The organism is Lentzea sp. (assembly GCF_036380075.1).
Lineage (GTDB): Bacteria > Actinomycetota > Actinomycetes > Mycobacteriales > Pseudonocardiaceae > Lentzea.
Genome location: NZ_DASVFL010000258.1, coordinates 1 through 26,890, shown reverse-complemented (window position 1 = coordinate 26,890; position 26,890 = coordinate 1). Strand labels below are relative to the sequence as shown.

20 protein-coding genes are annotated in these 26,890 nt (G+C 69.1%); 9 read left to right on the top strand and 11 right to left on the bottom strand.

Annotation, left to right across the window (positions count from 1 at the left end):
- A partial coding sequence (locus VF330_RS28090; protein WP_330854693.1) for an adenosylhomocysteinase occupies positions 1-589 on the bottom strand: 589 nt, incomplete at its 3' end.
- A gap of 98 nt (positions 590-687) precedes the next feature.
- On the opposite strand from VF330_RS28090, the gene VF330_RS28085 reads away from it, so the two are divergent.
- From VF330_RS28085 to VF330_RS28065, 5 genes are all read left to right on the top strand, one after another.
- Positions 688-3,081, top strand: a complete 2,394-nt coding sequence (locus VF330_RS28085; RefSeq protein WP_330854692.1) for a hypothetical protein — start codon at positions 688-690, stop codon at positions 3,079-3,081.
- A 297-nt stretch (positions 3,082-3,378) separates the two neighbouring features.
- Complete coding sequence (locus VF330_RS28080; protein WP_330854691.1) at positions 3,379-9,561, top strand: RHS repeat-associated core domain-containing protein; 6,183 nt, start codon at positions 3,379-3,381, stop codon at positions 9,559-9,561.
- A gap of 4 nt (positions 9,562-9,565) precedes the next feature.
- Positions 9,566-9,850, top strand: a complete 285-nt coding sequence (locus VF330_RS28075) for a hypothetical protein (RefSeq protein ID WP_330854690.1) — start codon at positions 9,566-9,568, stop codon at positions 9,848-9,850.
- Positions 9,851-9,879: 29 nt separating this feature from the next.
- A complete protein-coding gene (locus VF330_RS28070; protein ID WP_330854689.1) occupies positions 9,880-14,676 on the top strand; it encodes an SGNH hydrolase in 4,797 nt (1,598 codons plus the stop codon).
- Positions 14,677-14,753: 77 nt separating this feature from the next.
- Positions 14,754-15,278 (top strand): GNAT family protein, encoded by a 525-nt coding sequence (locus VF330_RS28065; protein WP_330854688.1) that lies wholly within the window; start codon positions 14,754-14,756, stop codon positions 15,276-15,278.
- On the opposite strand, the gene VF330_RS28060 is transcribed toward VF330_RS28065, so the two are convergent.
- On the bottom strand, positions 15,271-15,849 hold the full coding sequence (locus VF330_RS28060; protein ID WP_330854687.1) for a TetR/AcrR family transcriptional regulator: 579 nt from the start codon (positions 15,847-15,849) through the stop codon (positions 15,271-15,273). The two genes, VF330_RS28065 and VF330_RS28060, sit on opposite strands and share 8 nt — an antisense overlap.
- A 76-nt stretch (positions 15,850-15,925) precedes the next feature.
- Between VF330_RS28060 and VF330_RS28055 the strand changes: the two genes are divergently transcribed.
- Positions 15,926-16,405, top strand: a complete 480-nt coding sequence (locus tag VF330_RS28055; RefSeq protein WP_330854686.1) for a DUF2975 domain-containing protein — start codon at positions 15,926-15,928, stop codon at positions 16,403-16,405.
- Entirely contained in the window at positions 16,405-16,626 is a 222-nt protein-coding gene (locus VF330_RS28050; protein WP_191304748.1) for a helix-turn-helix domain-containing protein, read from the top strand. Before VF330_RS28055 ends, VF330_RS28050 begins: the two co-directional genes overlap by 1 nt.
- Here VF330_RS28050 and VF330_RS28045 read toward each other — a convergent pair.
- Entirely contained in the window at positions 16,623-17,858 is a 1,236-nt protein-coding gene (locus VF330_RS28045) for a glutamate mutase L (protein ID WP_330854685.1), read from the bottom strand. The two genes, VF330_RS28050 and VF330_RS28045, sit on opposite strands and share 4 nt — an antisense overlap.
- A gap of 17 nt (positions 17,859-17,875) precedes the next feature.
- Here VF330_RS28045 and VF330_RS28040 point away from each other — a divergent pair, with 17 nt between their 5' ends.
- Entirely contained in the window at positions 17,876-18,481 is a 606-nt protein-coding gene (locus VF330_RS28040) for a hypothetical protein (RefSeq protein WP_330854684.1), read from the top strand.
- Here VF330_RS28040 and VF330_RS28035 read toward each other — a convergent pair.
- The 8 genes from VF330_RS28035 to VF330_RS28000 form a co-directional block, all read right to left on the bottom strand.
- The gene (locus tag VF330_RS28035; protein ID WP_330854683.1) at positions 18,478-18,933 is read right to left on the bottom strand and encodes a MarR family transcriptional regulator; all 456 of its coding nucleotides are present in this window, start codon (positions 18,931-18,933) and stop codon (positions 18,478-18,480) included. The genes VF330_RS28040 and VF330_RS28035 overlap by 4 nt on opposite strands.
- Positions 18,934-18,958: 25 nt before the next feature.
- Positions 18,959-20,494, bottom strand: coding sequence for an amino acid permease (locus VF330_RS28030; protein WP_330854682.1), 1,536 nt, complete (start codon positions 20,492-20,494; stop codon positions 18,959-18,961).
- Between the two features lie 193 nt (positions 20,495-20,687).
- Positions 20,688-21,611 carry a cation diffusion facilitator family transporter gene (locus tag VF330_RS28025; RefSeq protein ID WP_330854681.1) on the bottom strand — a complete coding sequence of 308 codons (924 nt, stop codon included), beginning with the start codon at positions 21,609-21,611 and terminating at the stop codon, positions 20,688-20,690.
- Positions 21,612-21,673: 62 nt separating this feature from the next.
- Positions 21,674-22,888, bottom strand: a complete 1,215-nt coding sequence (gene manA / locus VF330_RS28020; RefSeq protein ID WP_330854680.1) for a mannose-6-phosphate isomerase, class I — start codon at positions 22,886-22,888, stop codon at positions 21,674-21,676.
- Positions 22,889-22,908: 20 nt separating this feature from the next.
- The gene (locus VF330_RS28015) at positions 22,909-23,973 is read right to left on the bottom strand and encodes a hypothetical protein (RefSeq protein WP_330854679.1); all 1,065 of its coding nucleotides are present in this window, start codon (positions 23,971-23,973) and stop codon (positions 22,909-22,911) included.
- 5 nt (positions 23,974-23,978) lie between these two features.
- Entirely contained in the window at positions 23,979-24,179 is a 201-nt protein-coding gene (locus VF330_RS28010) for a Trm112 family protein (protein ID WP_330854678.1), read from the bottom strand.
- A 12-nt stretch (positions 24,180-24,191) separates the two neighbouring features.
- Positions 24,192-25,544 (bottom strand): phosphomannomutase/phosphoglucomutase, encoded by a 1,353-nt coding sequence (locus VF330_RS28005; protein WP_330854677.1) that lies wholly within the window; start codon positions 25,542-25,544, stop codon positions 24,192-24,194.
- Between the two features lie 84 nt (positions 25,545-25,628).
- Positions 25,629-25,988 (bottom strand): DUF3499 domain-containing protein, encoded by a 360-nt coding sequence (locus tag VF330_RS28000; RefSeq protein ID WP_330854676.1) that lies wholly within the window; start codon positions 25,986-25,988, stop codon positions 25,629-25,631.
- 93 nt (positions 25,989-26,081) lie between these two features.
- Between VF330_RS28000 and VF330_RS27995 the strand changes: the two genes are divergently transcribed.
- Positions 26,082-26,525, top strand: coding sequence for a metallopeptidase family protein (locus tag VF330_RS27995; RefSeq protein ID WP_330854675.1), 444 nt, complete (start codon positions 26,082-26,084; stop codon positions 26,523-26,525).
- The last annotated feature ends 365 nt before the right edge of the window (positions 26,526-26,890 follow it).

Below are 26,890 nucleotides of genomic sequence, written 5' to 3'. Positions count from 1 at the left end.
GCGCCTTGAGCTCGCGCTTGATCGTGTCGAGAATCACGCCCCATTCTTCCGGGTCGTTCGCCTCGTCGAACGCCGGCACCTTGCCGGCCTTCTCGAATTCATACGCCTTGTGCACAAACAGCGTCGCGTCGCCGCCATCGTCCACGATCAGCGTCGGACCGGAGCCGTCCGGCCAGAGCAGCGCTTCGGTCGTGCACCACCAGTACTCTTCAAGCGTTTCACCTTTCCAGGCGTACACCGGAATCCCGCGCGGCGCGTCCACCGTGCCGCCGGTTTCTGGACGACCGACGACGACGGCCGCGGCCGCGTGGTCCTGCGTCGAGAAGATGTTGCACGAGGCCCAGCGGACCTCGGCGCCCAGGTCAACCAGGGTCTCGATGAGCACAGCCGTCTGGATCGTCATGTGCAGCGATCCGGAGATGCGGGCGCCCTTGAGCGGGTACACCCCGGAGTACTCGCGGCGGAACGCCATCAGGCCGGGCATCTCGTGCTCGGCCAGACGGATCTCCTTGCGACCGAACTCGTGGAGCGACAGGTCGGCCACTGCGAAGTCGATGCCGTTGCGGGTCTGCAACCGGTCCGCGGTCATTGCGAAGTCCTCCAAGGCACTTCAGAGAGGGTGTCGTCCGACCATACCGCCCATTCATGCACCACTATGACCCCTACTCTGGGTGAGGGAGGTCTCCGGTGTTGATTGCCGGCCCGGACACACGTGTCGTCGAACTGCGGGTGCACGGCGTCCAAGGAACGACGCCGCAGACGCTGGTCGACGCCGTCGCGGCCGTGGACGTGGCAGGAGACGGGCTGGGACGCATCGTGCGTCCCGCCGACAGACTCCGCAGGCCGGCGCCCGGACCCGTGCTGCAGACCGACGGCCGGCCCATCCCGCGCGTCGTCGAGGGCTACCTCTGGGGCGGCATGACGTCCGGAGGTGTGGCCAAGGCCACCTGGGCGCTGCTCTTCCCGTTCAGCATCGCGAACGTCGCGCACTGGATGCTGCCGCCGGTTCCGGAGCGCAACCTGCCCGCCCACCTGCTCGGCATCGGCCTGCGGTCGTTGCTGAGGGTGTTCGCGCTCCTGCTGACGACGCTGCTGGTCGCGCAGATCTCGGTGGTCAGCCTGGACCTCGTCGCCGCGCAGTGCCTCCGCCCCGGCACCCCGTGCCTGGGCAGCGTCTCCGACGACGTCCGGTCGCTGCCCTACCTGCGGACGTTCCTCGGGCTGCTCCCGATCGTCCTGGTGATCGCGGTGATGCGGCGGGTGTCGCACGTCGACTGGCGGATCGAGCGCCGGGAGATCGCCGACGCCGAGGAGAAGGAGCAGCAGCCCGCGTCCGGACTGCCCGGCGCGCACGTCGCGACCGACCCGGACACGCCGGCGCTGCGGTCGTTGCACGTCGTCGCGGCACTGGCGGTGGCGTCGCTGATCGCGCTCGGCGGTCCGCTGCGGCAGCTCACGGCCTCCGGCGGCATGGGCGTGGCGGTCGCGGTGGCGTGGACGGCCTCGCTGGTGTTCCTGGGCGTGTCGGTGCTCGGCGTGTTGCTGCTCGACGACCCGACGGGCGGCGCGCCGCACCGGGGCGGCCGGTGGCTGCGGGCCGCGCTGGGCAAGAAGCCCCGCCGCGTGCTGCTGGTGCTGTCCGTCCTGCTCGTGGTCGCCACGCTGGCGTTGCAGGAGCAGCTGCCGCTGAGGGTGCCGGGCGCCGACGTGACGATGCAGGTCGTGGCGTTGCTGATGGCGTTCGTGCTGGTGATCTTCGGAGTCCTGCTGGTGCCCGCCGCACTGCTCGCCCGCGGCTCCTGGAAGGCGTTGCCGCGCGAGCTGCGGCCGTGGGCGGGAGGCTGGTTCTCCGCGCCGGTGCTGGCGGTCGCCGGGCTGCTCGGCGGCGGTTTCGGCGCGGGCGTCGCCCTGCCGATCCGCAAGGCGCTGGGCTCCGAGCTGCACCTGCCCGTCGGGTACGACTACATCACGCTGCTGTGGGGTGTGGCGGGAGCGCTGGGGCTGCTGAGCACGTTCGCGGTGGCGTCGTTCACCGGAGCGGTGCGGTGGCGGGCGTTCCGCAAGGGCAAGGTGTGGGCGCGTGAGGCGTCGTTGCTGCACTCCGGACGCATGCGCGACCTCCGCGCGGCGACGCGCGCGTGGTGGTGGGCGCGCTGGGAACGCAACCACGGCCACCACCTGATCCTGATCATCGCGTCCGTGCTGGTGGTCGGCGCCGTGGTGGCGACGGTCCTGCGGGTGCGCAACATCTCGCCGGCCACCTGGGTCTCGCCGTTCTCGGCGTTCGGCGTCGGCGTGCTGGGTCTGCTCGCGGTGTCGTTGCTGCGGGCCGTGTACCTGGCGGCGCGGCAGCCGGAGTCGGGCAGGCGGCTCGGGATCATCGCGGACATCGCGCAGTTCTGGCCGCGCGAGGCGCACCCGATCGTGCCGCCCTGCTACGCGTTGAAGGTCGTGCCGGAACTGGTCGAGCGCGTGCGCGACCACCTGCGCGACCCCGGCACCCGCGTGGTCCTCTGCGGACATTCGCAGGGCTCGCTGCTCGTCGCCGTCGCGGCGGCGCGGCTGCTGGAGGAGCTGTCGCCGTACGACCGCGAGCGGATCGGGCTGGTCACGGCCGGGTCGCAGCTGCAGTGGGCGTACCCGCGGGCGTTCCCCGCGGTGGTGCCGCACGCGTCGCTGGCCAAGCTGGCCGGCGGCTTGGACGGGCGCTGGCGGGCGCTGTGCCGGGGCACGGACCCGTTGGGCGGCGCGGTGACGACGTGGCGGCGGCAGGTGTTCGACGGGATGCTGCTCGGCGTCGGCTACCGGGCCGACGGAACCGAGGGCGCGCTGGCGCCGGCGTTGCGCGGGCCCACCGGAGCGCTCGTGCTGGGCGGCGACCACTGGCTGCCGGATCCGCAGCGCGGTCCGTTCCCCGGCCGGCGCTGGAAGTCCGGGGTGTCGGCGCACTCGGACTACACGTCGGACCCGGAGTGGGACCGCGCGGTGGCGATCGCGGCGGGGCTGACGCAGGTGGACGCGCCGGAGGCGGCACCGCTGCCGTTCGCGCGCAAGCCGGAAACGCGGCCAGAACTCGCCTGACCTGCTGTTCCACCGGTTGGTGGATATCGAGATCGTCTTCAGCCTGGCTACAGTTCGCGTCGCCTGCTTGCAGCGGCGTCGATTCTGGGGGGAACGACTGTGGCACGTTCGGGGTCTTGTTCGCGTGCGCCGAAAACCGGATTCACGCGCGCCGCACGCATCGGCTTGGTCATCGCACTGATCATTTCCACCGTCACCGGCACGGCGGTCGCCGCACCTGTCAAGGCACCTCAGGTTGCCCAGACCAGGTCCGTCTCGACCACCAACCAGCCGTTGAGGCGCACCACAGCACCGGCGATGCCGGCGCCTGAACAGCTGAAGGACGCGGCTTGGCCCGCCGCCGGCGAGGGCGAGGTCGTCCTGCCGAAGACGACGGCCGTGCCGCGCAGGGCGGACCTCGGCGAACCCGCCGTCACCACTGCTCACCGCGTCGGCTCACTTCCGGTCCTGGTCGCCGTGCCGGACCGGTCGCGCGGCGGGGACGCCAAGGTCAGGGTGCGCGTCGCCGACCAGGAGGTCGCACGCAGGGCCGGGATCACCGGCGTCGTTCTGTCGGTCGCGCCGAGCACGTCGGGCAAGGTCGAGGTCGCCGTCGACTACTCGAGCTTCCTCAACGCCGCGGGTGCTTCCTACGCGTCCCGGTTGCGGCTCGTCGCGTTGCCCGCCTGCGTCCTGACCACACCGGACAAGGCGGAGTGCCGTACCAGGACCCCGCTGGCGTCGCGCAACGACGCGGCGAGCCAGACGGTGACCGCGGACGTCGACACCGCGCGGACCGAGCAGGTCCTCGCCGCGCTCGCCGACAGCTCCGGCGCGTCGGGCTCGTTCACCGCGAGCTCGCTGTCGCCGTCGGGGAGTTGGGGCGTCACCGGCAACACCGGTGCGTTCACCTGGTCTTATCCCATCGCCCTGCCGCCGGCGGGTACCGGGAAAGCGATCGAGCCCAAGGTCGCGCTGTCGTACAACTCGGCCACTGTGGACGGTCGCACGGCTGCGACGAACAATCAGCCGGGGTGGATCGGGCAGGGCTGGAACTACGAGCCAGGTTTCGTGGAACGCACCTACCGGCCGTGCGCCGACGACGACAAGCTGCCGGAGGCGAACCGGACAGGTGACCTGTGCTGGGCCGGACCGGTCGTCACGATGAGCCTCAACGGCCAGACCGCCGCGCTGGTGTGGGACGAGAACAAGAACATCTGGCGCTCCACGGACGACAACGGCGCCAAAGTAGAGCTGGCGACGGGCGCCAGCAACGGCGCCCACAACGGTGAGCACTGGAAGGTCACGACGACCGACGGCCTGCAGTACTTCTTCGGCCTCAACCGCCTGCCTGGCTCCTCCGCCGAGAACGCGACGAACTCCGCGTGGACCGTGCCGGTCTACAGCCCTCGTTCGGACGGCCCCTGCCACAGCACCTCGGGCTTCGCGCAGTCCAAGTGCGACATGGGCTGGCGGTTCAACCTCGACTACGTCGAAGACCCGCACGGCAACGCCGTCGCCTACTACTACTCGCCGGAGACGAACCAGTACGGTCAGAACAACGGCACGACGGGCGTCAACTACACCCGCGGCGGCACGCTCAAGCGCATCGACTACGGCCTGCGCAAGGTCAGCAACAGCGTCTACGCCTCGGTCGCACCCGACCAGGTCCTGTTCAACACCTCTGAGCGCTGTATCCCCGCGGACGGGTTCGACTGCGACCCGACCAAGTTCACCGCGGCCAACGCGAAGCACTGGCCGGACACGCCACAGGACCAGCAGTGCGTCGCGGGCAAGGCGTGCGACAACCACGCCCCGACGTTCTGGTCCACCAAACGGCTGACCAGCATCACCACCCAGTACAACCTCGGCTCCACGCCGGTGAAGGTCGACACCTACGAACTGGCCCAGCAGTTTCCCGGCGCGGTCGACAAGGAGCTGTGGCTGGACTCGATCACCAGGACCGGTCACTCGGCCAGTCCGGCGATCACCGTCCCGCCGATCAGGTTCAGCGGTCAGGTCTACGCGAACCGGGTGAGCGGCTTCAACAACCAGCCGAAGATGGAGCACTGGCGCCTCGGCAACATCACCACGGACACCGGCGCGGTCATCACCGTCACCTACAGCACCCCGGACTGCACGCTCGGGTCGATGCCGACGGACGCGGCGCACAACGACAAGCGCTGTTTCCCGGTGTACTGGGCCCCACCGCTCAACGAGAACCCGATCCTCGACTACTTCCACAAGTACGTCGCGACGAAGGTCGAGCAGCAGGACGCCAACGCGCTCTCGCCGACCCAGGTCACCGAGTACACCTACGTCGGTGCGCCCGCGTGGCACTACGACGACAACGAGGTCGTCAAGCCGAAGTACCGCACCTACGGCCAGTTCCGGGGCTACAGCGAGGTCGAGACGCGCACCGGCAACCCCGCGACCGCGTTCGATGACGTCCCCGACACCAGGACGTTGTTGCGCACCAGGTATTTCCGTGGCATGGACGGTGACCAGCTTCCCGGCGGCGGCAAGCGGACGGCCTCGGTCAGCAGCTCGCTGGGCGACTCGATCACCGACGAGGACGTGTTCGCCGGTTCGCCGCGTGAGACCCAGTCGTTCAACGGGGAGAACGGGTCCCGGCTCACCAGCGCGATCAACGACCCGGTGAAGGTCGCCACCACCGCGACGCGCAACCGCGACGGGCTGCCGGCTCTCACCGCGAACATCGTGCAGGCCGGCAGGGTGCGGACGATCACCGACATCGCCGCCGGCGGCACCAGGACCACGACGAGCACCAACCGCTACGACGAGATCGGCAGGCTGGTCGCCAAGACCGACTCCGCGGACGGTGTCGGCGACCAGTGCGTCAGCACGGAGTACGCCGACAACACCACCCTGTGGATCCGCACGAAGGTCAAGCAGGTCACCACGTCCTCGGAAGCCTGCCCGGCGACCGGAGGCCCGACCGCTATGAAGGTCACGGCGTCGGTGCGGACCTACTACGACAACAAGACCGAGCTAGGTGACGTGCCCGGCCCCGGCAACGCGACCCGTGCCGACACCGCCACGGGCAACGACAACGGCACGCTGACGTACGCGACGACCGGCAAGACCGGGTACGACGCGGCCGGCCGGACCGCCTCCAACACCGATGCCCGCAACTACACGACGACCTACGCGTTCACGCCGTCCGACGGCGGTGTGCTGAGCAAGACCGTCATCACCAACCCCAAGGGCCACATCGAAAGCGTCGAGGCCGACCCCGCGCGCGGGCTGACCACCGGCACGGTGGACATCGGCGGGCGACGCACCGACACCGAGTACGACGCGCTCGGCAGGCTCAAGGCGGCGTGGAAACCCGGCCAGGTCAAGGGGAGCACACCGGCCTCGTCCACTTTCGACTACGTGCTGCGCACCGACGGGCCGCTGGCGATCACCAGCAGGGCGCTGGTCGACTACGGCGAGGGCACCAGCTACATCACCAGCGTCGAGCTGCGCGACTCGTTCGGCAACGTACGCCAGACGCAGACGGACGCCGTCGGCGGTGGCAGGGTCGTCAGCGACGCCTTCTACGACTCGCACGGTTGGAAGAAGGTCACCAACAACCGCTATCTGACGTCCGGTGCCCCGGCTACGTCGATGGTATCGGTGGCGGCGAGCGCGGTGGATGACCGCACGGTCTACACCTACGACGGTTCCGGAAGGCCGACGGTGTCGGCGGCGTACAAGGGCCTGACGCAGACCTGGCAGACGCGCACGATCTACGGCGGCGACCGGTTGACCGAACTGCCCCCGAAGGGCGGTGTCGCGACCACGTCGGTCACCGACTCCCGCGGCCGCATGGTGGAGCTGCGCCGCTACAAGACCCCGCCCGCTGTCAACAGCGACGTCGTCACCGGCGGTACGTACGAGGCCGCGCAGTACCGCTTCAACGCGATCGGCCAGCAGGACCAGGTGACCGACTCGGCGGGCAACGTCTGGACCTACAAGTTCGACTTCCTGGGCCGTCTGCACGAACAGGTCGACCCGGACAAGGGCACGTCGTTCACCGAGTACGACCTCGCCGGCCTCGTCACGTCCACGAAGAACGCCCGCGGCCAGGTGACCGCCTACACGCACGACGAGCTCGGCCGAAAAACCGCCGCGTTCGACGACTCCACCTCCGGGCTCAAACGCACGTCGTGGACCTGGGACGGTGCGCAAAACGGCGTGGGCAAGCTCTTCTACACCACGCGGTTCACGCCGACCGGCAACTGGCTCACCGGTGTCGCCTCGTACAACGGCCGCGGCGAACCTGCCAAGCAGTTCACGCAGGTGCCGTCCACCGAGACCGGTCTCTCGGGCTACCACGAGACGTTGCTCGGCTACACCAGCACCGGCCAGCTGACGATCTTCCAGCCCCCGACCGCGGGCGGCCTTCCCGGTGAGGCCATCTCGATCACCTACGACAGGTTCGGCCGGCCGGACAAGACGACGGGCTACAACGTCTACGTCGACAAGTCGCAGTACACGCCGTTCGGTGAGAACTCGCAGTTCGCCCTCGGTCCGAACACCAACCAGGCGTGGCTGACGTACGACTACGACGCCCAGACCCGCCGGCTGACCGACGTGAACCTATCTGCGCAGCAGGCACTTCCGCAGATCGACCACACCCGGTACAGCTACGACGCCGTCGGCAACATCACCAGATCGGTCAACACGCAGGGACACGGCGACACCGCACCCGTGCGCACGCAATGCTTCAGCTACGACCCGTTGAGCAGGCTCAGCAGTGCGTGGACGACGACCGACAACTGCGCCGGGACGCCGTCCACGAGCAAGCTCGGCAACGTCGCGCCGTACTGGACCTCGTGGACGTTCAAGCCCGGCGGCCTGCGAGAGTCGCAGACGCAGCACGCCACCGCCGGCGACACGACCACGTCGTACACCTACCCGGACCCCGGCCCCGGCAGCTCGAAGCCGCACGCGTTGTCCAGCACGACGACGACCGGCCCCGGCGGCAGCAGCAACACCGTCACGTACGACTACGACGCGTCCGGCAACACGACGGTCCGGCCGGGTCAGTCCCTCACCTGGGACAGGGAGAACAGGCTCGCGACGGTCACGACCACGAAGGGCGTGACGAGCTATCTCTACGACGGCGACGGCGGGCAGCTGCTCAAGCGCGAACCCGGCAAGGCCACGCTCTACCTGCCGGGCCAGGAGTGGACGCGGGACACGTCGACCGGAGTGGTGACCGGCACCCGGTACTACACGCACAACGGCGTCACCATCGCGGTGCGCGTCGGCAACACCAACCCGAGGTACCTGGTGACCGACCAGCACAACACCGCGTCGGTCGCGGTCGACGCCGTCACGTTCGCCGTCACCCGCCGCACGATGGACCCGTACGGCAACGCGATCGGCGCCGTCGAGGGCGGAACCTGGCCGGACGCAAGGGGTTTCCTCGGTAAACCGACCAGCGCGGACACCGGCCTGACCGACATCGGGGCGCGCAAGTATGACAGCGCTACCGGCCGGTTCATCTCGGTCGACCCCGTGCTCAACCTGGCCGACCCCGACCAGCTCTGCGGCTACACCTACGCGGAGAACAACCCGGTCACCCGGAGCGACCCTTCCGGCGAGCTGACCATCCTGGGGGTCGGCGATGCCGGCATCCGGGAAGCGCTCGGCATGGCCAACGACATCAGGATCATGGCCGGGCGCAGTTACCTGGTCGCCCACATCTCACTGCAGTGGGGCTACATCGAGGTGTGGCGGCAGAACTTCATCGGGCCGCAGATCCCGATCTACCTGCCGGCCGTGCTGATCACCATCTGGTTCACCACGATGCCGAACTGCCCGACCCCGCAACCGCAGAGCAACCAGCCACGGGTCGGCCCAGACCCGTTGACGCGCGCCGAACGAGCGGCGTTCAACAAGTCGCACCCACCGATCGTCACGCACACGCCCAAGGCGGTGAAAGAACAGATCCGGGATCTGATCGTCGGGCTGACGGGTGTCGACAAGATGACCGACTGCGTGCTGAAGGGCTCGGTCGGCGACTGCGTGCTGGGCTTCGGCCCGCTGGTGGCGGGACCACTCGCGAAGGGCGCGGTGGCGATCGGGTCGAAGATCGTCGGGGCGGGTGCCGAGGTCGCACTGAACACCAACCGCGTGTACGGCATCGGCAGGGTGCTGCCGAGAACGCAGGAAACCGTCTGCCAGATCGCGTGCAAGTACGGCATCGACCTCGACGGCGTGGAGGTCAGGATCAACCTCAAACAGGCCAACCCCGAAGGCTCGACCAGGGCCAACCAGGTGGTCACGCTCCGCCGCGACGCCTTCTACAACGAAGAGACGCTGGCCAGGACGCTGGCTCACGAGCGACACCACGTGACGCAGCTCAGGGAAGGCTGGAAGTACCCGCGCACGAAGGAAGAGGCGACACCGTTCGAGCAGGACGCCTACTCGTACGAGTACTGGTGGTGGGCCACGCACGGCAAGGCCATCCACGATGGAGGATGAGCCCATGTCGGATCCATCTCTGGAAGACCGCTGGCTGGACGTCTTCAACACGGCCCACTCAGATCCAGCCGTCGTCGGCACGCTCGCGTGCCCGTCGTGCGGGGAACACGCCCTCCGGCTGGTCTACGTGGTCCACGTCCAGGAACCTCACAAAGCCATGTTCATGTTCTGGTGCGACAGCTGCCTGAACGGACTCATGCCCAACACCGTCGTCGTACCACCGGGTGGAATCCGGATCGAGCCCGGCGAGGAGGACGACGTCCCGGACTACACGCTCGTGCAGGACTGAAGAACCAGACGCCCTGGGGGGATTTTGTAATGCGTCGCATCGTTTTCACGGCTGCGCTCATGGCGGCGGGACTCGCCGCCACGGGCGTGGCCCCGGCCTTGGCCGTTCCACCGCCCGTCGCGAGATCCGCGCCGACGACACAACCCGAGAAGACCGCTCTCGACATCGCCCGGGAAACCGGAAAGCCGGTGGCCGTTCCCGAGGCGACCACCGAAACGCGTGAAGTGCTGGCAAACCCGGACGGCACCTTCACCTTGCGCAGCTACGCCTCCCCGCAACGGGTCAAGCGGGACGGCAGGTGGGTGCCGATCGACACCACGCTGCGCGCCAACGCGGACGGGTCGGTGTCGACGGTCGCCACGATCGAGGGGCTGAAGTTCTCCGGTGGCGGCACCGGGCCGGCGATCACGCTGGCCGGTTCCCGCGGCAAGATCGCGTGGAGCTGGCCGGCGGAGTTGCCCAAGCCGTCGTTGAAGGAGAACACCGCCACGTACAAGGACGTCTACCCCGGCGTGGACCTGGTGGTGTCCGCCGGCGCCGTCGGCTACACGCACGTTCTCGTGGTGCACGACAAGAAGGCGGCCGAGAACCAAGCGCTGCGGGAAATCAAGCTGACCGCCACGACCGAAGGCCTCGCCCTCGCCGCCAAGGACGGTGTGCTGTCCGCTCGTGACGCCAAAGGTGATGTGGTGTTCAGCGGTTCGACGCCTGTCATGTGGGACAGCGACCACCGCGAGCAGAGCGGACCGGCGCCCACCGTGATCGATCCCGGCGGTGCCAAGCTCACCAAGCTCGACGTCACCACCAGCCAGGTGGCGGACCGGAAGACCGATCTGAGCATCAGGCCGAACCTGGAAGCTCTGGCGGGCAAGGACGTCAAGTACCCGGTGTACATCGACCCCGGGATGAACGGCGGACAGCAGGCGTGGGGCGAGGTGACCCAGAACGGGTATTTCTACTTCAACGCCAACATGAACGCCCAGGTCGGCCGGTGCTGGAACGGCGAGGGCGAGTGCGGTGACCTCACCGTCGCGCGCTCGTACTTCCGCATCGACACCAGCCCACTGCAGAAGCGCAACGGCTACACGGCCGTGGTGTGGTCGGCGGAGATGTGGTTCACGCAGGTGTGGGGTGCTACCAGGTGCACCGCCCAGCCGGTGACGCTGACCAAGGCCGGGTACTTCGACGCGGGCCTGCGGTGGAACAACCAGCCGTTGGGCGCCGACCTGGACTCCCGCAGCTCAGGTGCGGGTGTCCAGTGCAACGGCGCGGCCGGGGTGAAGTTCGACAACCAGGCGGTCAAGGACTACGCCCAGGAGAGCGCGAACAACAGCTGGTCCAACGTCCACATGGCGCTGAAGGCCCCGAACGAGGGCAACGACGTGCAGTGGAAGAAGTTCGGCACCTCCGGTGGGACGGCGCCGCACTTCGACATCTCCTACAGCTTCCCGCCCGGCCCCGCCGCCGTTCAAGGTGTCTCGAACGGCGTCACCTGCACGGGGGTGGCCATCACGCCGGACGCACGGCCGAGGCTGTACGGCACCGCGACGGACAACAACAACCCGCCCTTGCGGGTCGGCCTGCACTACGAGGTCTGGAACAGCGTCGGCAGCGAGCTGAAGGCTTCCGGCAGCGAGGTCGTCGCGTCCGGCACGCAGGCGGGATGGCAGATACCCACGGCACTGGGCGACGGCGACTACGCCTACCGGATCGCGGTGTACAACGAGTACCCCGGTGATGCCGGCCGGAACCTGTGGAACGGCACCTGGTCGCCCTGGTACTGGTTCCGCATCCAGTCGGCGCCGATCACCGCCGCACCCGCGATCGTCTCGTCGGTGGACTACCCGGACGGCTATTGGGGCGCGCCGCAGGGGGCCGCCGGCGCCATCGCGGTGAACGCCAACGGTGCGGCCAACATCTCCGGCTATGCCTACTCTTTCGTCGGTTCCGGCACCGCACCGGTGCCGAACACCCAGTCCTGTGACTACACCCCCACGAGCTCGAACACCGGCACGTGGGCTCCGGCGAGCGCGGTGGGCCCGACCTGGCTGCCCATCCCCGCCGGTCTCACGGCCGGATTCCACACGCTGCACGTGCGCAGCTTCGACGACGCGCACAACGCCTCGCCGGAAACCTCTCAGGTGGTCTACGTGGCCCCGAACACGGGTCAGTCGGTGACGCGGTTCGAAGCCGAGACGGTGTCCGCCACGCAACCCCCTGGGCAAAGCAGGTCGCTCAGCTCCCAGAGCAACTGCTGCAACGCCAGCTGGTCAGGGGGCCAGCAGCTGCTGTTCCAGGGCAGTGCCGTCGGGCAGTCGTTCTCGCTCTACTTCACCGTCGCCGGCGAGGCCGACTACCAGCTGGCCGTCGGCCTGACCAAGGCCACCGACTACGCCCAGGTGGCGTTCACGCTAGACGGCCAGGCGATCGGGCAACCAGATGTCGACAAGCCGGTCGGATCGTTCGATGCCTACAACCCCAAGGTGATCAACGCCTTGACCCAGCTGGGCATCCGGCGCCTCACCACGGGATCGCACACTCTGACAGCGACCATCACCGGCACCAACCCGAACAGCGCCGGCGACAGGTACCGCGTCGGCCTGGACCACATCACGCTCACCAAAACGACCCGCTACGAGGCCGAGTTGCCGGCTCAGGTCACCACCTCGCAGCCCACCGGCCAGAACGTGCCGCTGAGCGTCGAGCAGCAGACCGCCACCAACGGCGGGCCCTGGTCGCAGGGCGCACAACTGCTGTTCGCCGCCCCGGACAAGAACAAGTCGTTCGACCTCACCTTCAGCGTCCCCGCCGAGGCCGACTACGCGCTCAGCGTCGCGATGAGCAAGAAGGAGAACCGCGGCAAGGTCCGCATCGCGGTCGACGGCATCGCGTTGATGCGCACCGACAGCGAACCGTGGGACGGCTACCAGGCATCCGGCGGTCGCACCACGCCGCTCATGCTGGGTGGCGCCCATCTCAAGGCCGGCCAGCATAAGCTCACGATCACCGTGGTGGGCAAGAACGACGCGTCCTCCGGCCACACCGCGGGTGTCGACTACCTCACCGCCGTCGCGATCAACAACCTCACCGCGGCGAGCTTTACCGACGCCATGAACAACAAGGGCATCGGCTCGGAGACCACCCCCGCGAACCTCGACCACAACGGCTTCTCGATCTCCACCGCAACGCTCGCGGCCGCCGGACTGGCACCGGGATCGAAGGTCGCCGTCAACCGCGCGACCTTCAGCATCCCCACCGCGAACCCCGCCACGGGCAACGACAACGTGGTGGCGATGGGCCAGACCATCCCGCTACCGGCTGGCCAGCAGGTGAAGGCGTCGTCGGTCGGCATGCTCGTCGCAAGCACGTGCGGCGAGACGAAGCCGTCGACGATGACGATCACCTACACCGACGGCACGACTTCCAACCCGGCAGTGCCCGGCTCACCCAACTGGACCGACGACGACTTCTTCGACGACAACGCCGTGGTGACGCTTCCGCACCGGTTGCAGGGAACCGAACAGGAAAGCGACAAACCGAACCTGTACGCCGTGTTCGCGCCAGCCGACCCACGGAAGACGATCGCCTCGGTGACGTTGCCGAGCACGGGCGCGAACGTGCTCCCGAACGCTTGCGGGCAGAGCTCGCTCCACGTGTTCTCCATCGCCCCTGCTCCCGTCGCCACGGGGTGGCTGGGCGCCTTCTCCACAGCGATGTGGGGCACGGAGGACAGGTCCTATCCCGGCGGCTCCACCTACCGGATGATCGTCCACCCTTCGGAGACCAGCCAGACCATGCGGGTCAAGCTGTCCAACGCCACGGCGAACGTGCCGAACACCATCCTGCGCACCAGCCTGGCGGCGCAGTCCGGCACGGGAGCCGGCACCACCGGCACCCCGGTGCTGCTGACGTTCGGCGGCAACCAGAGCATCACGCTGCCGGCGGGCGGTGAGGTCTACAGCGACCCGGTCCCGTTCCCGAACATGACCGGCAGCAGTGGCAACCTGGTCGTCAGCGTGGCGCTACCCGCGTCAGCACCAGAGGTCCCGCAGAACACCGCGCACAACACCGCGACGTTCCGCGCTCCTGGCGACGCGGTGACCAGTGGTGCCGATGTGTACTCCGGTCCGGACGGAACGTGGTACTACGCGCACACCCTGTACCTCGCCGGTATCGAGATCTCGACGAACGACCCGTCCGAGGGCACCGTGGCGGTGCTGAGCAACACCTGGTACTCCGACGCCTACGCGGCCGACGAGGTGACGTGGTGGCCGACGTGGACCGACTTCCTGGCAGAGGCACTAGGTCCCAAGCTCAAGGGGAGCATCGCGAACACCGGGTACTACTCGGACGTGCAGGACGCGCTCGACCACCGCGAGCAGTACATGCTCGGCCAGCCGAACCTGCGGACTCTCATCCTCGACACGAACTCCCCGGACGAGGGGGAAACGCTGGAGTCGTACCGCGCCGATCTGGTCAAGCTCCTGTCGCCCACCAGCACGCGGGGGGTGAAGAAATACCTCAGACCGGACGGGACGCCGATCTCGGTCGTGCTGTGCACGATCTCCCCGCGCGGCCTGGACGCCGACGACCCCAGAGAACTACTGCGCAAGCAGCTCAACAACGAGATCCGGACCAACTACGCCAACCTGGGCGCGGACAACTTCATCGACTTCGATGCGGCGGTGCGTGATCCGGCAGCGCCCAACAAGGTGCAGGCGAGCCTCTGGGACGCCGAAAGGGGAACCCAAAACACGGAGTTCGAACGCCGGTTGGCTCAGACCGTGTCCGACGCGGTCGACGGCTTCCCGCCGCTCACCCTCTGAAATCCAGGTGGCCACGGCGAGCCCGTCAGCCGGAAAAGCAGACGGGCTCGTCGTTCTCCCTGAGTAGGGTGCGAGCCATGCTGACCGGGGATCTCGTCCGACTGCGGCCCGTCGAACCGGAGGACGCCGAGGCGTTCTACCGCTGGCACAACGACGAGGAGGTCATGCGCTGGTTGCAGGCCTACTTCCACGAGTCGCTGGCGTCGCTGCGCAAACGGCTCTCCGACCGGCGGGAGAACGCGCACGACAAGATCACGTTCTGCATCGAGACGCTGCAGGAGCGCAAGGCCATCGGCGTCGTCGCGCTGCGGGACGCCGATCCGGTCAACGCGCGCGCCGAGGTCGACATCTACCTCGGCGAGAAGGACTTCTGGGGCGGCGGCTACGGCACGGACGCGCTGCGCACGGTCTGCCGGTACGGGTTCGACACGATGCGGCTGCACTCGATCGAGCTCGGCGTCGTCGAGGCCAACACCCGCGCCATCCGGTCCTACGAGAAGGTCGGCTTCCAGGTCGACGGACGGTTCCGGCAGTCGTTCTTCCGCGACGGCGAGTGGCACGACTCGCTGCTGATGTGCGTGCTGAAGGACGAGCTCACCTGAGGGCTGGCGCGAGGTGGCCGATCGCCTCACGCAGCAGGTCCTCCACGGACTGCGCCGGCACCACCACCAGTCCGGACGGCCGGACGTCCACCCACCTCCGCACGGCGATCCGTGCGGCGGCGGACACCGCTGCGGCCAGCACGGTCGCGCCCAGCTCGGACACGCCCAGCCGCTCGGCGATCACCTCCGCGATCGGCGGTTCCATCGACGTCACCGAGTCGAGGTAGGCCTCGCGCAACGACGGCGTCGAGGTGATCAGCGCCTGCGCCTCCGACGGCGGTTCGCGGTACTGCTCGGCGAACGCGGCGACGATCGACTCGACCAGCGGCTCGTCGGCCGGGCGGGACCGCAGCTCCTCGACGACCTTGAGGGCGCGCTCGGCCGTGATGCCGGCGACGACCGCGTGTTCGCGGCTGGGGAAGTAGTTGTTGTAGGTGCGCGGCGAGACGTTGGCCGCCTCGGCGATCTCGTCGACCCGCACGTCGTCGACGCCCTTCTCCAGGGCGAGGCGCAGCGCGGCGGCCGCCAGTGCCGCCCGCGTCTCGGTCTTCTTGCGTTCGCGCAGTCCCACGCGCCCACTGTAGAGACCTGTTGCGACACGATCACTACCGATTGACTTTCGATAGATGCCTACCGATACTCGATGCATGATTTCTGAACGTTGGGCGGTGACGGCGCTCCGGGTCTTCCTGGTGGCGCTGTTCGGGATCCTCGTCGTGCTGGAGACGTTGTCGATCCCCGGCTCCTACGCGTACATGGCGGAGCAGAACCCGGCGGAGGCGCACCTGAGGTGGCCGTCGACGATCGTGTCGATCTTCTGGGTGGTGTGCGTGCAGGTGGTGATCGTCGCCACCTGGAAGCTCCTCACGCTGGTGCGCAAGGACCTGATCTTCACCGAGGGCGCGATCAAGTGGGTGAACGTGATGGTGTGGGCCATCGCGGCCGCGTGGGTCGTGCTGGTCGGGGTGTTCGTCTGGGTCGGCGTCCACGCGGACGACCCCGGCGTGATCGTGTTGTTCTTCCTGTTCACGTCGGCCGTCAGCGTGATCGGGCTCGTGCTCGTCGTGATGCGGGCCCTGCTGCAACGCGCCACTACGCTTCGCTCCGACATGGAAGCGGTGATCTGATGGCCATCGTCGTGCGCATCGACGTCGAGCTGGCCAAGCGCAAGATGAGCGTCGGCGAGTTCGCGGAGAAGGTCGGGCTGACGCCGGCCAACGTGGCGGTGCTGAAGAACGGCCGCGCGAAGGCGGTGCGGTTCAGCACCCTGGAGGCGATGTGCCGGGTGCTGGAGTGCCAGCCCGGCGACCTCCTGGAGTTCGTCGAGGACGACGAGGAATCCGCCTAACCCAGCCGCTTCGCCAGTCGGTCGGCGGCCTCCAGCCGCCCCGACTCGGCGAGCAGGCCCACCGGTGCCAGCACGTAGTCGCGGTCGACGGTGATCTCCGCGGTCCGCAGCACCGGCCGCAGCACCGGGTCGGTCCGCAGCGCCTCGACGACCGGCGCGATGTCGGGCGTGTGCCGGAAGACGCCGCCCGACAACACCAGCAGCCCCGCGCCGTGCGGGCCGAGCTGACCGTCGACCTGCCGCAGGTGCCTGCGCACGGCCAGGATCGCCGCGAACGACGCCAGCTTCACGTCGACCGCCGGATCCTCTGGCAACCAGCCGACGTTCTCGGCTCGTTTCCGGGCCTCCTCCGCGAGGTCCTCGGTCGTCAGGCGCTCGGTCAGCGCTTCCGCGACGACGCCCGGCGCCGACCAGCGCATCCCGAGATCGCCCTCCACCGTGCGGCGGTCGGGCGGCAGGGCGACCGTCCTCTCCAGACCTTCACTGTCCACCGTGGACACCGCGGAGTAGACGTCCGTCGTCGCGCCGCCGACGTCGACCACCAGCACAGCGCCCTCCCGGTCCTGCGCCGCCAGCCGGGACACCCCCGCCAGCACGGCGTCCGGCGTCACGGCCCGCACGAGCTGCCGGAACCGCGGCCCGCGCGACAGGCCCTTGCCGCCGATCACGTGGTCCAGGAACGCCGCGCGGATCGCCCTGCGCGCCGGTTCGGGGGCGAGCTGACCGACGTCCGGCAGCACGTTCGGGCACGCCACCACGGTCCGCTTCGCCAGCAACCGCAACGCTTCCGGTTGTGCCTCGACGTTGCCCGCCAGCACGATCGGCACGGCCACGCGGGCGAGCTTCGCGGCGTTGTGCAGGAGAACGGACTGGTCGCCACCGTCCGTGCCGCCGACCAGCAGCACGAGGTCCGGCGACGACGCGCGCAACGCCTTCACGTCGACCGGCCCCGCGCTGACGTGGACGATCTTGGCCCCGGCCGACAGCGCGACCCGGTACCCGGCCTCGGCGCTGACGACGCGTTCCTGCCCGACGACCGCGAGCCGCAGCCCGCCGCCTGCCGACGAGCACGCCAGGACCTCGCCGTCGCCCACCTCGGCGCGCAACGCGTCGATGCCGTGCAGCACCTCGGGCGGCGTGGTGGGGTGCTGACCGGTGCGGACCAGCTCGCCCTCCTCGGTGACGAGAGCGGCCTTGGTCCAGGTGGAACCGACGTCGAGGCACAGGATCACGGGACTAGCTTGCCACCATGAAGCTCACGCCCAAGGTGGTCCTCGAAGGCACGCGCCTGACCGGCAAGACGGACCTGGCCTACGCGCTGAACGAGCACCCGCGGCTCGTCGGGCACCGCAGGTACCGCTACCACTCGCCGTTGATCTCGGCGGAGTGGAGCGGATTCACCAACGAGCCGTGGGGCCGCGGCCTGATCGACTTCGCGCCGGAGGAGACCGCGCAGGCGATCGAGACCTACGAGACGTGGGTGCGGATGTTCGAGCTCCAGCGCTACTACTCGTGGATCGTCGACCGCTTCCACCTGTCGACGAAGGCCTACCAGGCGCGGCAGGGACGCGAGTTCGACTTCGGCTGGCTGGAGAAACGGCTCAAGCCGCTCAACTTCGCGATCGTGCTGTGCACCCGGCCGGAGGACACGTTCGAGCAGGCGCGGGAGGAGCGGCTGAAGATCAGCGCCAACCCCGCCCAGTACGTCTCGCTGCGGCCGTTCGTCGAGGAGCAGCACCAGCTCCGGGAGCTGGCGGAGCAGTCGATCCTGCCGGTGTTCGAGTTCGACGTCACCCGCCACACCGCCGATGACGTGGCCGGCTGGCTCGACGACCGCGGCCTGCTGACGCTCTAGTCGTCCGCCTTCTCGTGCACGATCCGCATGAACTCGCCGAGCTGCCCCAGTTGCTCCGGCGTGAAGAGGTCGATCAGGTACTCGCGGACGGTGAGGACGTGACCGGGCGCGGTGGTCCGCAGCAGCACCTTGCCCACGTCGGTGAGCACGGCGAGGATGCCGCGCTCGTCGGACTCGTGCGGTTCGCGCCGCACGAGTCCCGCCTTCTCCAGCTTGCCGATCTGGTAGGTCAACGAGCTCTTCGACACGACCACGCGCCGTGCGAGCTCGGTCATCCGCATGCGGTTGCCGGGTTGTTCGGACAGCACGACGAGCACGTTGTACTGCGCGTGCGAGAGTCCCGCGTCGCGTTGCAGCTGCTGTTCGATCTGTCTCTCGAGGAGGTGGTACGCCTGGACGAAGTGGTGCCAGGCGTTCCCCTCCTCCTCGGAGAGCCACCGCGCGTTTCCCATGGTCGGCAGGTTAGTTGGTGACGAGTCAGACGCCCGGCTCTTCGCCGCGCTCGACCACCGGTTCCGGCCGGACCTCGCCGTCGCCCCGCTTCGCGAGCACGGAGTTCCTGCGGCTGTAGACGAAGTAGACGACCACGCCGAGCGCCATCCAGACGAGGAACCGGACCCACGTGAGCGCGGTCAGGTTCAGCATCAGCCACAGGCACGCGAGGATCGCGAGGATCGGCACCAGCGGCACGAGCGGCACCCGGAACCCGCGCGAGAGGTCGGGCCGCGTCCTGCGCAGCACCAGCACACCCCCGGAGACGAGGATGAACGCGAACAACGTGCCGACGTTCACCATCTCCTCGAGCTTGCCCGCGGGGAAGAACCCCGCCGCGACCGCGACGAGCACACCGATGATGATCGTGATGCGCGTGGGCGTGCCGTGCCGCCCGGTCTTCGCGAGACCGCGCGGCAGCAACCCGTCCCGCGACATCGCGAACAGCACGCGGCTCTGACCGAGCATCAGCACCATGACGACGGTCGTCAGACCGGCGAGCGCACCGACGGAGATCACCGTGGCGGCCCAGTCGACCCCGTTGTCCGCGAACGCGCTGGCGAGCGTGGCCCGCGTCCCGTCCGGCTGGGTGGCGAGCTTCGTGTAGGGCACCATGCCGGTGATCACGAGCGTGACGGCCACGTACAGCACCGTGACGATGGCCAGCGACCCGAGGATGCCCCGCGGCACGGCCTTCTGCGGGTTCTTGGTCTCCTCCGCCGTGGTGGCCACGACGTCGAACCCGATGAACGCGAAGAACACGATGCTGGCCGCCGCCAGCATCCCGAGCACGCCGTACGTGCTGCCCGAGTACCCGGTGATCAACGAGAACAGCGACTGCTCGATGCCGGTGTGCGCGGCAGGACCGCCTTCAGCGGCCGGGGGGATGAACGGGCTGTAGTTCTCGGCCTTGATGTAGGAGATGCCGAGCACGATCACGAGCAAGACCACCGCGACCTTGATGGCCGTGATGACAGCGCTGACCCGCGAGCTCAGCTTGGTGCCCACCACCAGCAGCACGGTGATCACCGCGACGAGCAGCACCGCACCCCAGTCGAACCTGAGCCCGTCGCCCACCTCGGTCTTCACGTCGAGCCCGAACAACCCCAACGTCGTCTGGAGGTAGGCCGACCACCCCTTCGCCACCGCGGCGGACCCGACGGCGAACTCCAGCACGAGGTCCCACCCGATGATCCACGCGGCGAACTCGCCGAACGTCGCGTAGGAGAACGTGTAGGCACTACCCGCGACCGGCACGGTCGAGGCGAACTCGGCGTAACACAACGCCGCCAGCGCACAGGCGATCGCCGCGAGCACGAAGCTCAACGAGACCGAAGGCCCGGCGATGTTGCCGGCGGTACTGGCTGTCAGCGTGAAGATGCCCGCACCGATCACCACGGCGACCCCGAAGACCGTGAGGTCCCAGGCCGTCAGATCCTTGCGGAGCTTGGTGTCCGGCTCGTCCGTGTCCGCGATGGACTGCTCGATCGACTTGGTGCGCCACAATCCGTTCCCCGGCACGGTGCATTCCTCCTTGATGGAAACCGATTCGGCCCACCCTAGAGGTATCCACCAGGTGAGACGGGTCAAGCGCCGGACCACGAGCTTGTCCGGTGTTTTGTCCTGAAACGTGACGCCGACGCCGAAGGGGAGGCGACCTCACCAACCAAAAGCCGCCCCGGGGAAACCCCAGGGCGGCCTAAAACCAGAAGGATCAGGACCGAACGACCGTGGACCGGTCCAAATCCGGCTCCAGGTAGATCAACCGAGCGTGCGGGATCTTGTTCCGGACCCGCTGCTCGGCATCGTTGATCGCCTGAGCCACCTCGTCCAGCGGCAGCTGCGGCTCCAACGCGATCTTCGCGGCGACCAGCATCTCCTCGGGCCCGATGTACTGCGTCTTGATGTGAATGACCCGCTGCACCTTGCCGGCGGCCAGCTCGTCGCAGATCACGTCGAGGTCCTTGTCGGACGCGCCCTCGCCGATCAGCAGCGACTTCATCTCGATGATCAGGATGATCGCGATGACGCCGAGCAGCAGGCCGATGGCAATGGTGCCCAGCGCGTCGAAGACCGGGTTGCCGGTGACGGTCGCGAGACCGACGCCCAGCAGCGCCAGCACGAGGCCGATCAGCGCGCCCGCGTCCTCCAGCAGCACGACCGGCAGCTCCGGCGTGCGGGAGTTGCGGATGAAGCCCCACCAGGTGGCGTCGCCCTTGATGAGCTTCGACTCCTTGATGGCGGTCATGAAGCTGTAGGACTCGAGACCGATGGCGACCACGAGGATCGCGACGGCGACGATCGGGCTCGACAGCGGCTCCGGGTGCTGGAGCTTGTGGATGCCCTCGTACAGGGCGAACACCGAGCCGAGGGTGAAGAGCATGAGCGCCACCACGAACGACCAGAAGTACCGGTCGCGGCCGTAGCCGAACGGGTGGAGCCTGTTCGCCTTGCGCTGGGCCGTCTTCTGGCCGAGCAGCAGCAGGCCCTGGTTCGACGTGTCGGCGACCGAGTGCACCGACTCGGCGAGCATCGACGACGAGCCGGTGATCAAGAATCCGACGAACTTGGCCACCGCGATACCGGCGTTCGCCAGTAGCGCCGCGATGATGGCCTTGGTTCCGCCCCCTGCTGACACGCCTGTCTCCTCGCTGCACCCGGTCCCGGCCAGGACAAGTCCTGTTTGTCCGGTCGGGAACCTTAGTCGTTCCCGGCCGTCGCGCGGAAAAGTTGAGCGGATTCAACACCATCCGGTCGCACGAGCACCGCCGGGTCGGAGGCCGGCAGCCACACCGCCTGCCCTCGACCCAGCCTGAGCTCGTCTCCGCGCGCGTTGGTGAGTACCGCGGAGCCGTCCGTGCAAATCATGATCTGCGGACCTTCGTGGTCGATCCGCGTCTGCGCGGTCACGTCGAGGCGCGACAGCTCGAACTCCGGCGCGGGGGTGCGGTAGACGCGGACGCCCGGCTGGACCTCCTCGCCGTGCAGCACCTCCATGTCGCCGCACGTGAAGTCGAGCACGCGCAGCAGCTCGGGCACGTCGACGTGCTTCGGCGTGAGGCCGCAGCGCAGGACGTTGTCCGAGTTGGCCAGGATCTCGATGCCCGTGCCGCGCAGGTAGGCGTGCAGGTTGCCGGCGGGCAGGTGGATCGCCTCACCGGGCTGGAGCACGATGCGGTTGAGCAGCAACGCCGCGAGCACGCCCGCGTCACCGGGGTAGGACTCGCCCAGCTCCAGGATCGTGCGGCACTCCAGGTCGAACTCGCCGTGCTCCTTCACGTGCAGCACGCACGCGTCGAGGACCTGCGGCAACAGCACCGAGAGCGACGTCTGCGGCAGCGTGATCAGCATGGTGAACAGCGCGCGCAGGCCCGACGAGTCGGGCTGGGCGACCAGCATCCCGGTGTACGGCGAGAGCGCGGGCGCGTCCAGGGTGCGCAGCAACGAGACCGTGCGGTCGGGCGCCCGGAAGCCGGCGAGCGCGTGGAACTCGGTCAGCGCGCAGATGAGCTCCGGCTTGGCGGCCGGGTCCTTGTAGTTGCGCACGGCCGCGTCGAGCGGGACCGCGCGCTTCTCCTCGGCCGCGAAGCCCTCGGCCGCCTGGGACGCCGACGGGTGCGCCTGCAGGCTCAGCGCCTCCTCGGCGGCCAGCACCTTGAGCAGGAACGGAAGCCGGCTGCCCCACCGCTCGGACACGCGTGTGCCGAGCTGGCCGGCGGGATCCGCGGTCAGCAGGTCGAGCAACGAGCGGTGGGTGCCGTCCTCGCCGGCCACGCGGGACGGGTCGCCGGGGTGGGCGCCCATCCACAGCTCAGCCTCGGGATGGGGTGCGGGCACCTCCTTCCCGAGCAGCTCTGCGATGGCCGTGCGCGATCCCCACGCGTACGGCCTCACCGCGTTGTGCAGCAGGTCCACGTCTCGTCTCAGCTCCCAAATCAGTACGGGTTGCCGCCGAGAGCTCCGGCGGCGAGCCCGAGGTACAGCGCGGCCAGCTCGAAGCGCAGCGCGAGCAGCGCGGCGGTGACCGCGTCGCCTCCCGCCACCTCGACGGCCGGCTCCAGCACGTCCGCTCCCGGCAGGGTGTCCTCGGCGGCGCGCCTCATGGCCTCGGCCACCGGGCCCTGGCGCACGGCCAGCAGCAGCACGCGCACGAGGCCGCTGCCCGGTTCGTCGTCCGGGTCGGCGAACAGGTCCGCGCCCGACGTCCCCTGCACGGCGCGGCGGTGCAGCACCGTGCGGGTCAACGCCTGCGGGTACCCGGCGACGTCGCTCGCGACCCCGGCGAACGCCGCCAGCGCGTTCGCGCCGTGCACCCCGACCGACGTGGCGACCTCGTCGAGGCCCCACAGCAGCGGCGTGCGGTCGGCGACGCGCAGCGCCAGCGACTTCGCCGGGTTCACGAACGACTCGTGCTGCGGGTGGTCGCGCTCGGCCTCGCGGTCGAGCTCGTCCGCGATCAGCTCCACGTCGACCTTGAGCAGGCCCAGCGAGTTCAGGACCAGCAGCCACGCGGCGAGCGCGCGGTGGAAGCTGAAGCCGGGCGGCACGTCGATGCGCGGCGGCAGCAGCACGGCCCGCCCGGCCGCGGCCGCGGCGATCGGACCGGAGTCCGGCGCCGTCAGCAACGTCCTGGCGCCCCTGCGCACCGCGCGGTCGATCGACTCGGCGAGCACCCGGTCACCGGGGTCCTCGGTGTGGGCGAGCACCACGTCGAGCGCGCCCACCCACGGCGGAACCTCCTCGGACACCACGACCGGCACCGAGCAGCCGGGACCGAGCAACGCCATGACGACGCCCGCGACCGCCACCGCGTGGCCGGGCCGGGTGACCAGCACGACCGCGCGGGGACGTTCGGTGAAGATCCGCTCCACCCCCGCCTCGGCCGCGGCCTCGGCGGTGGCGCGCACCTGGGCTCCCGCCCGTGCGGCGGCGCGCAGCCAGCCACCGGTGTCGGTGTCGGCGAGGCGGCGCGCGTCGTCGAGCAGCGTGTCGTCGAGCACGGTGGTCACCCAGCCGCGGGCGGCGCGACCGCCTCGTCCAGCAGCAGCACCGGGATGCCGTCGCGCACCGGGAACGAACGGCCGCACGCGGTGCACGTGAGGAAGTCCGCCGCCGGGTCGGCGGGCGTCCCGGCCTGCAGCGGCGCGTGCTCGGGGCACGGGCAGGCGAGGATCTCCAGCAACTGCTCTTCGAGCTTGACGACCACGTTCGTTCTCCCTCAGGCCCGCACGATCGCGAGGACCTCGTCGCTGAGCGCGGCGACGGCCTCGGGGGTGGCGGCTTCGACGTTCAGGCGCAGCAGCGGCTCGGTGTTCGAGGCGCGCAGGTTGAACCACGCGCCGTCCGCCAGCTGCACGGTGAGACCGTCCAGCTCGTCGATCGTGACGCCGTCCTTCGAGCCGTAGGCGTCCTTGATCGCGGCGATCCGGCCCGCCTGGTCCTCGACGACGGAGTTGATCTCACCGGAGGCGGCGTAGCGGTTGTAGACCGAGGTCAGCGCCGACAGCGGGCCGTCCTGCTCGCCGAGCGCGGCCAGCACGTGCAGCGCGGCCAGCATGCCGGTGTCGGCACGCCAGAAGTCGCGGAAGTAGTAGTGCGCGGAGTGCTCGCCACCGAAGATGGCGCCGGTCTTGGCCATCTCCTCCTTGATGAACGAGTGGCCGACGCGCGTGCGCACGGGCTCGCCGCCGTGCTCCCGCACGATCTCCGGCACCGCGTGCGACGTGATCAGGTTGTGGATGACCGTGCCGCCGGGGTCCTTGGCGAGCTCGCGCACGGCCACCAGCGCGGTGATCGCGGACGGGCTGACCGGGTCGCCGTTCTCGTCGACGACGAAGCAGCGGTCGGCGTCGCCGTCGAACGCCACACCGGCGTCCGCGCCCTCGGCCTTGGTGCGCTCCTGGAGGTCGACGATGTTCTTCGGGTCGAGCGGGTTCGCCTCGTGGTTGGGGAAGCTGCCGTCGAGCTCGAAGTACATGGGGACCACCTCGATGGGCAGGCCCTCGAAGACCTGCGGCACCGTGTAGCCGCCCATGCCGTTGCCCGCGTCCACGACGATCTTGAGCGGGCGGATGCTCTTCAGGTCGACCAGGTCGTTGAGGTAGGCCGCGTAGTCGACGAGCATGTTCCGCTCCTCGAACGTGCCCTGCTCCACGCCCTCGGCGTCGGGGACCTGGTTCTCGGCGTCCTGGCGGATCTGCGCGAGACCGGTGTCCTGGCCCACGGGCGAGGCACCCGCGCGGCACATCTTGATGCCGTTGTACTTCGCCGGGTTGTGGCTCGCGGTGAACATCGCGCCGGGCAGGTCGAGCTTGCCGGACGCGAAGTACAGCATGTCCGTGCTGGCCAGACCGATGCTGATCACGTTGACGCCCTGCGCCTGAGCACCAGCGGCGAAGGCCCTGGAGAGCTCGGGCGACGAGTCGCGCATGTCGTGACCGATGACGATGGTGGGCCCGCCCACGAGACGCGCGAAGGCCGCGCCGAAGTCGCGGACCAGGCCGGCGTCCAACTGCTCGCCGACCACCCCACGGATGTCGTACGCCTTGACGATGCCGGACAGGTCACGCACGCCGCACACTCCCAGGAAACTCGCTCTTGACGGCCACTGGTCAGGCAGCCTACCGGCGAGCGGATCAGAGGTGCGTGTGGTGACTCAGTCCTCGTGCGGATCGGGCAACACGCGCAGGTGACCGCGCCGCTGGGTCCCGGCGGGCACGTCGGGCAGCTTGGGGCTCACATCGGCACGCCCAGCCTCCCTCACCGCCTCGGCCAACGCCGTCAGATCATCAACACTCGGCTCGGGCGCCGCGAACTCACCCTGGTGCCTCACGACCTCCCAACCACGCGGCGCCGTGAGCCGCAAGGCGTGCTCCTCGCACAGGTCGTAGCTGTGCGGTTCGGAGTACGTGGCTAGCGGTCCGACGACTGCGGTGGAGTCCGCATAGGCGTAGGTGAGCGTGGCGACAGCCGGGTTAGCACACCCGGTTCGCGAGCACCGTCTCACGCTCCGCACGATCGGGGACGATAGCGCGTCCACGGGAGGCTGTGTGTGAGGCACGCTGTGTTTAGTCGTCGGGGGCAGCAACTAGGCTGCTCTGTTGTGGTGATGGCACGGGGTTCACGGCGGCAGGACTCGCCGCGTCGACGCAACCGCGACCGACACGGCCGAGGGCTGCGCGGACCGCTCTACCCGGCCACCCTCCCCGCCGCCCGCTCGAGGGCAGAACGCTTCGACGCCCTGGTCATCGAGGCCCTGGAGCCCATCGAGGCCCGCTGGCGAACCGAGCTGACCCAACTCGACGTGGCCGTCGACGACGTCCCCGACGTGCAGACGGAAGGCGAGGACGGAGTGGTGGAGGACGGCAACGTCCCCCTGGCCCGCCTGCTCCCGGCAGGCGAGGACCACCGTTCCCGAATCGTTCTCTACCGCCGCCCCCTGGAGGCCCGCGCGAAGGACGGCGCGGACCTGGCAGACCTGGTCCACGACGTCCTGGTCGAACAAGTGGCGAACTACCTGGGCCTGGACCCGGACGTGATCGACGAGGGCTGAGACGCCTCTCACACCGCGAGCAGCCTCACACCGCACGCTCACGCAGGGGTCCCCTCCGCCGAAGGCTCCCCCGCGACCCAACGTACTCAGCGGGTCTGACAGTCCGGCGAGACCAAAGCCGAGGCCGCAGGCGAGCCGCACTCCCAGCGCGATGCCGCAGGCGAGCCGTACCTCCAGCGCGATGCCGAAGGCGAGCCGAAGCGAAGGCGAAGCCGAGCAGTCTTGGCTTTTCGCTCTTGGCTTTTGCTCTTGGCTTTTCGCTCTTGGCTTTTTCCATGCCTGGCAGGTGGGGTGGTCCCGTCACGAGCAGTGCTGACGCGTTGTGCCGCGCCCGAGGGGTCAGGTCAAGTCGCACGCTTTTCGCG

Coding starts and splice junctions, on each gene's coding strand:
- VF330_RS28080 (WP_330854691.1), top strand. CDS start 3,379: ATGCCGGCGCCTGAACAGCTGAAGGACGCGGCTTGGCCCGCCGCCGGC.
- VF330_RS28075 (WP_330854690.1), top strand. CDS start 9,566: ATGTCGGATCCATCTCTGGAAGACCGCTGGCTGGACGTCTTCAACACG.
- VF330_RS28070 (WP_330854689.1), top strand. CDS start 9,880: ATGCGTCGCATCGTTTTCACGGCTGCGCTCATGGCGGCGGGACTCGCC.
- VF330_RS28065 (WP_330854688.1), top strand. CDS start 14,754: ATGCTGACCGGGGATCTCGTCCGACTGCGGCCCGTCGAACCGGAGGAC.
- VF330_RS28055 (WP_330854686.1), top strand. CDS start 15,926: ATGATTTCTGAACGTTGGGCGGTGACGGCGCTCCGGGTCTTCCTGGTG.
- VF330_RS28050 (WP_191304748.1), top strand. CDS start 16,405: ATGGCCATCGTCGTGCGCATCGACGTCGAGCTGGCCAAGCGCAAGATG.
- VF330_RS28040 (WP_330854684.1), top strand. CDS start 17,876: ATGAAGCTCACGCCCAAGGTGGTCCTCGAAGGCACGCGCCTGACCGGC.
- VF330_RS28035 (WP_330854683.1), bottom strand. CDS start 18,933: ATGGGAAACGCGCGGTGGCTCTCCGAGGAGGAGGGGAACGCCTGGCAC.
- VF330_RS27995 (WP_330854675.1), top strand. CDS start 26,082: ATGGCACGGGGTTCACGGCGGCAGGACTCGCCGCGTCGACGCAACCGC.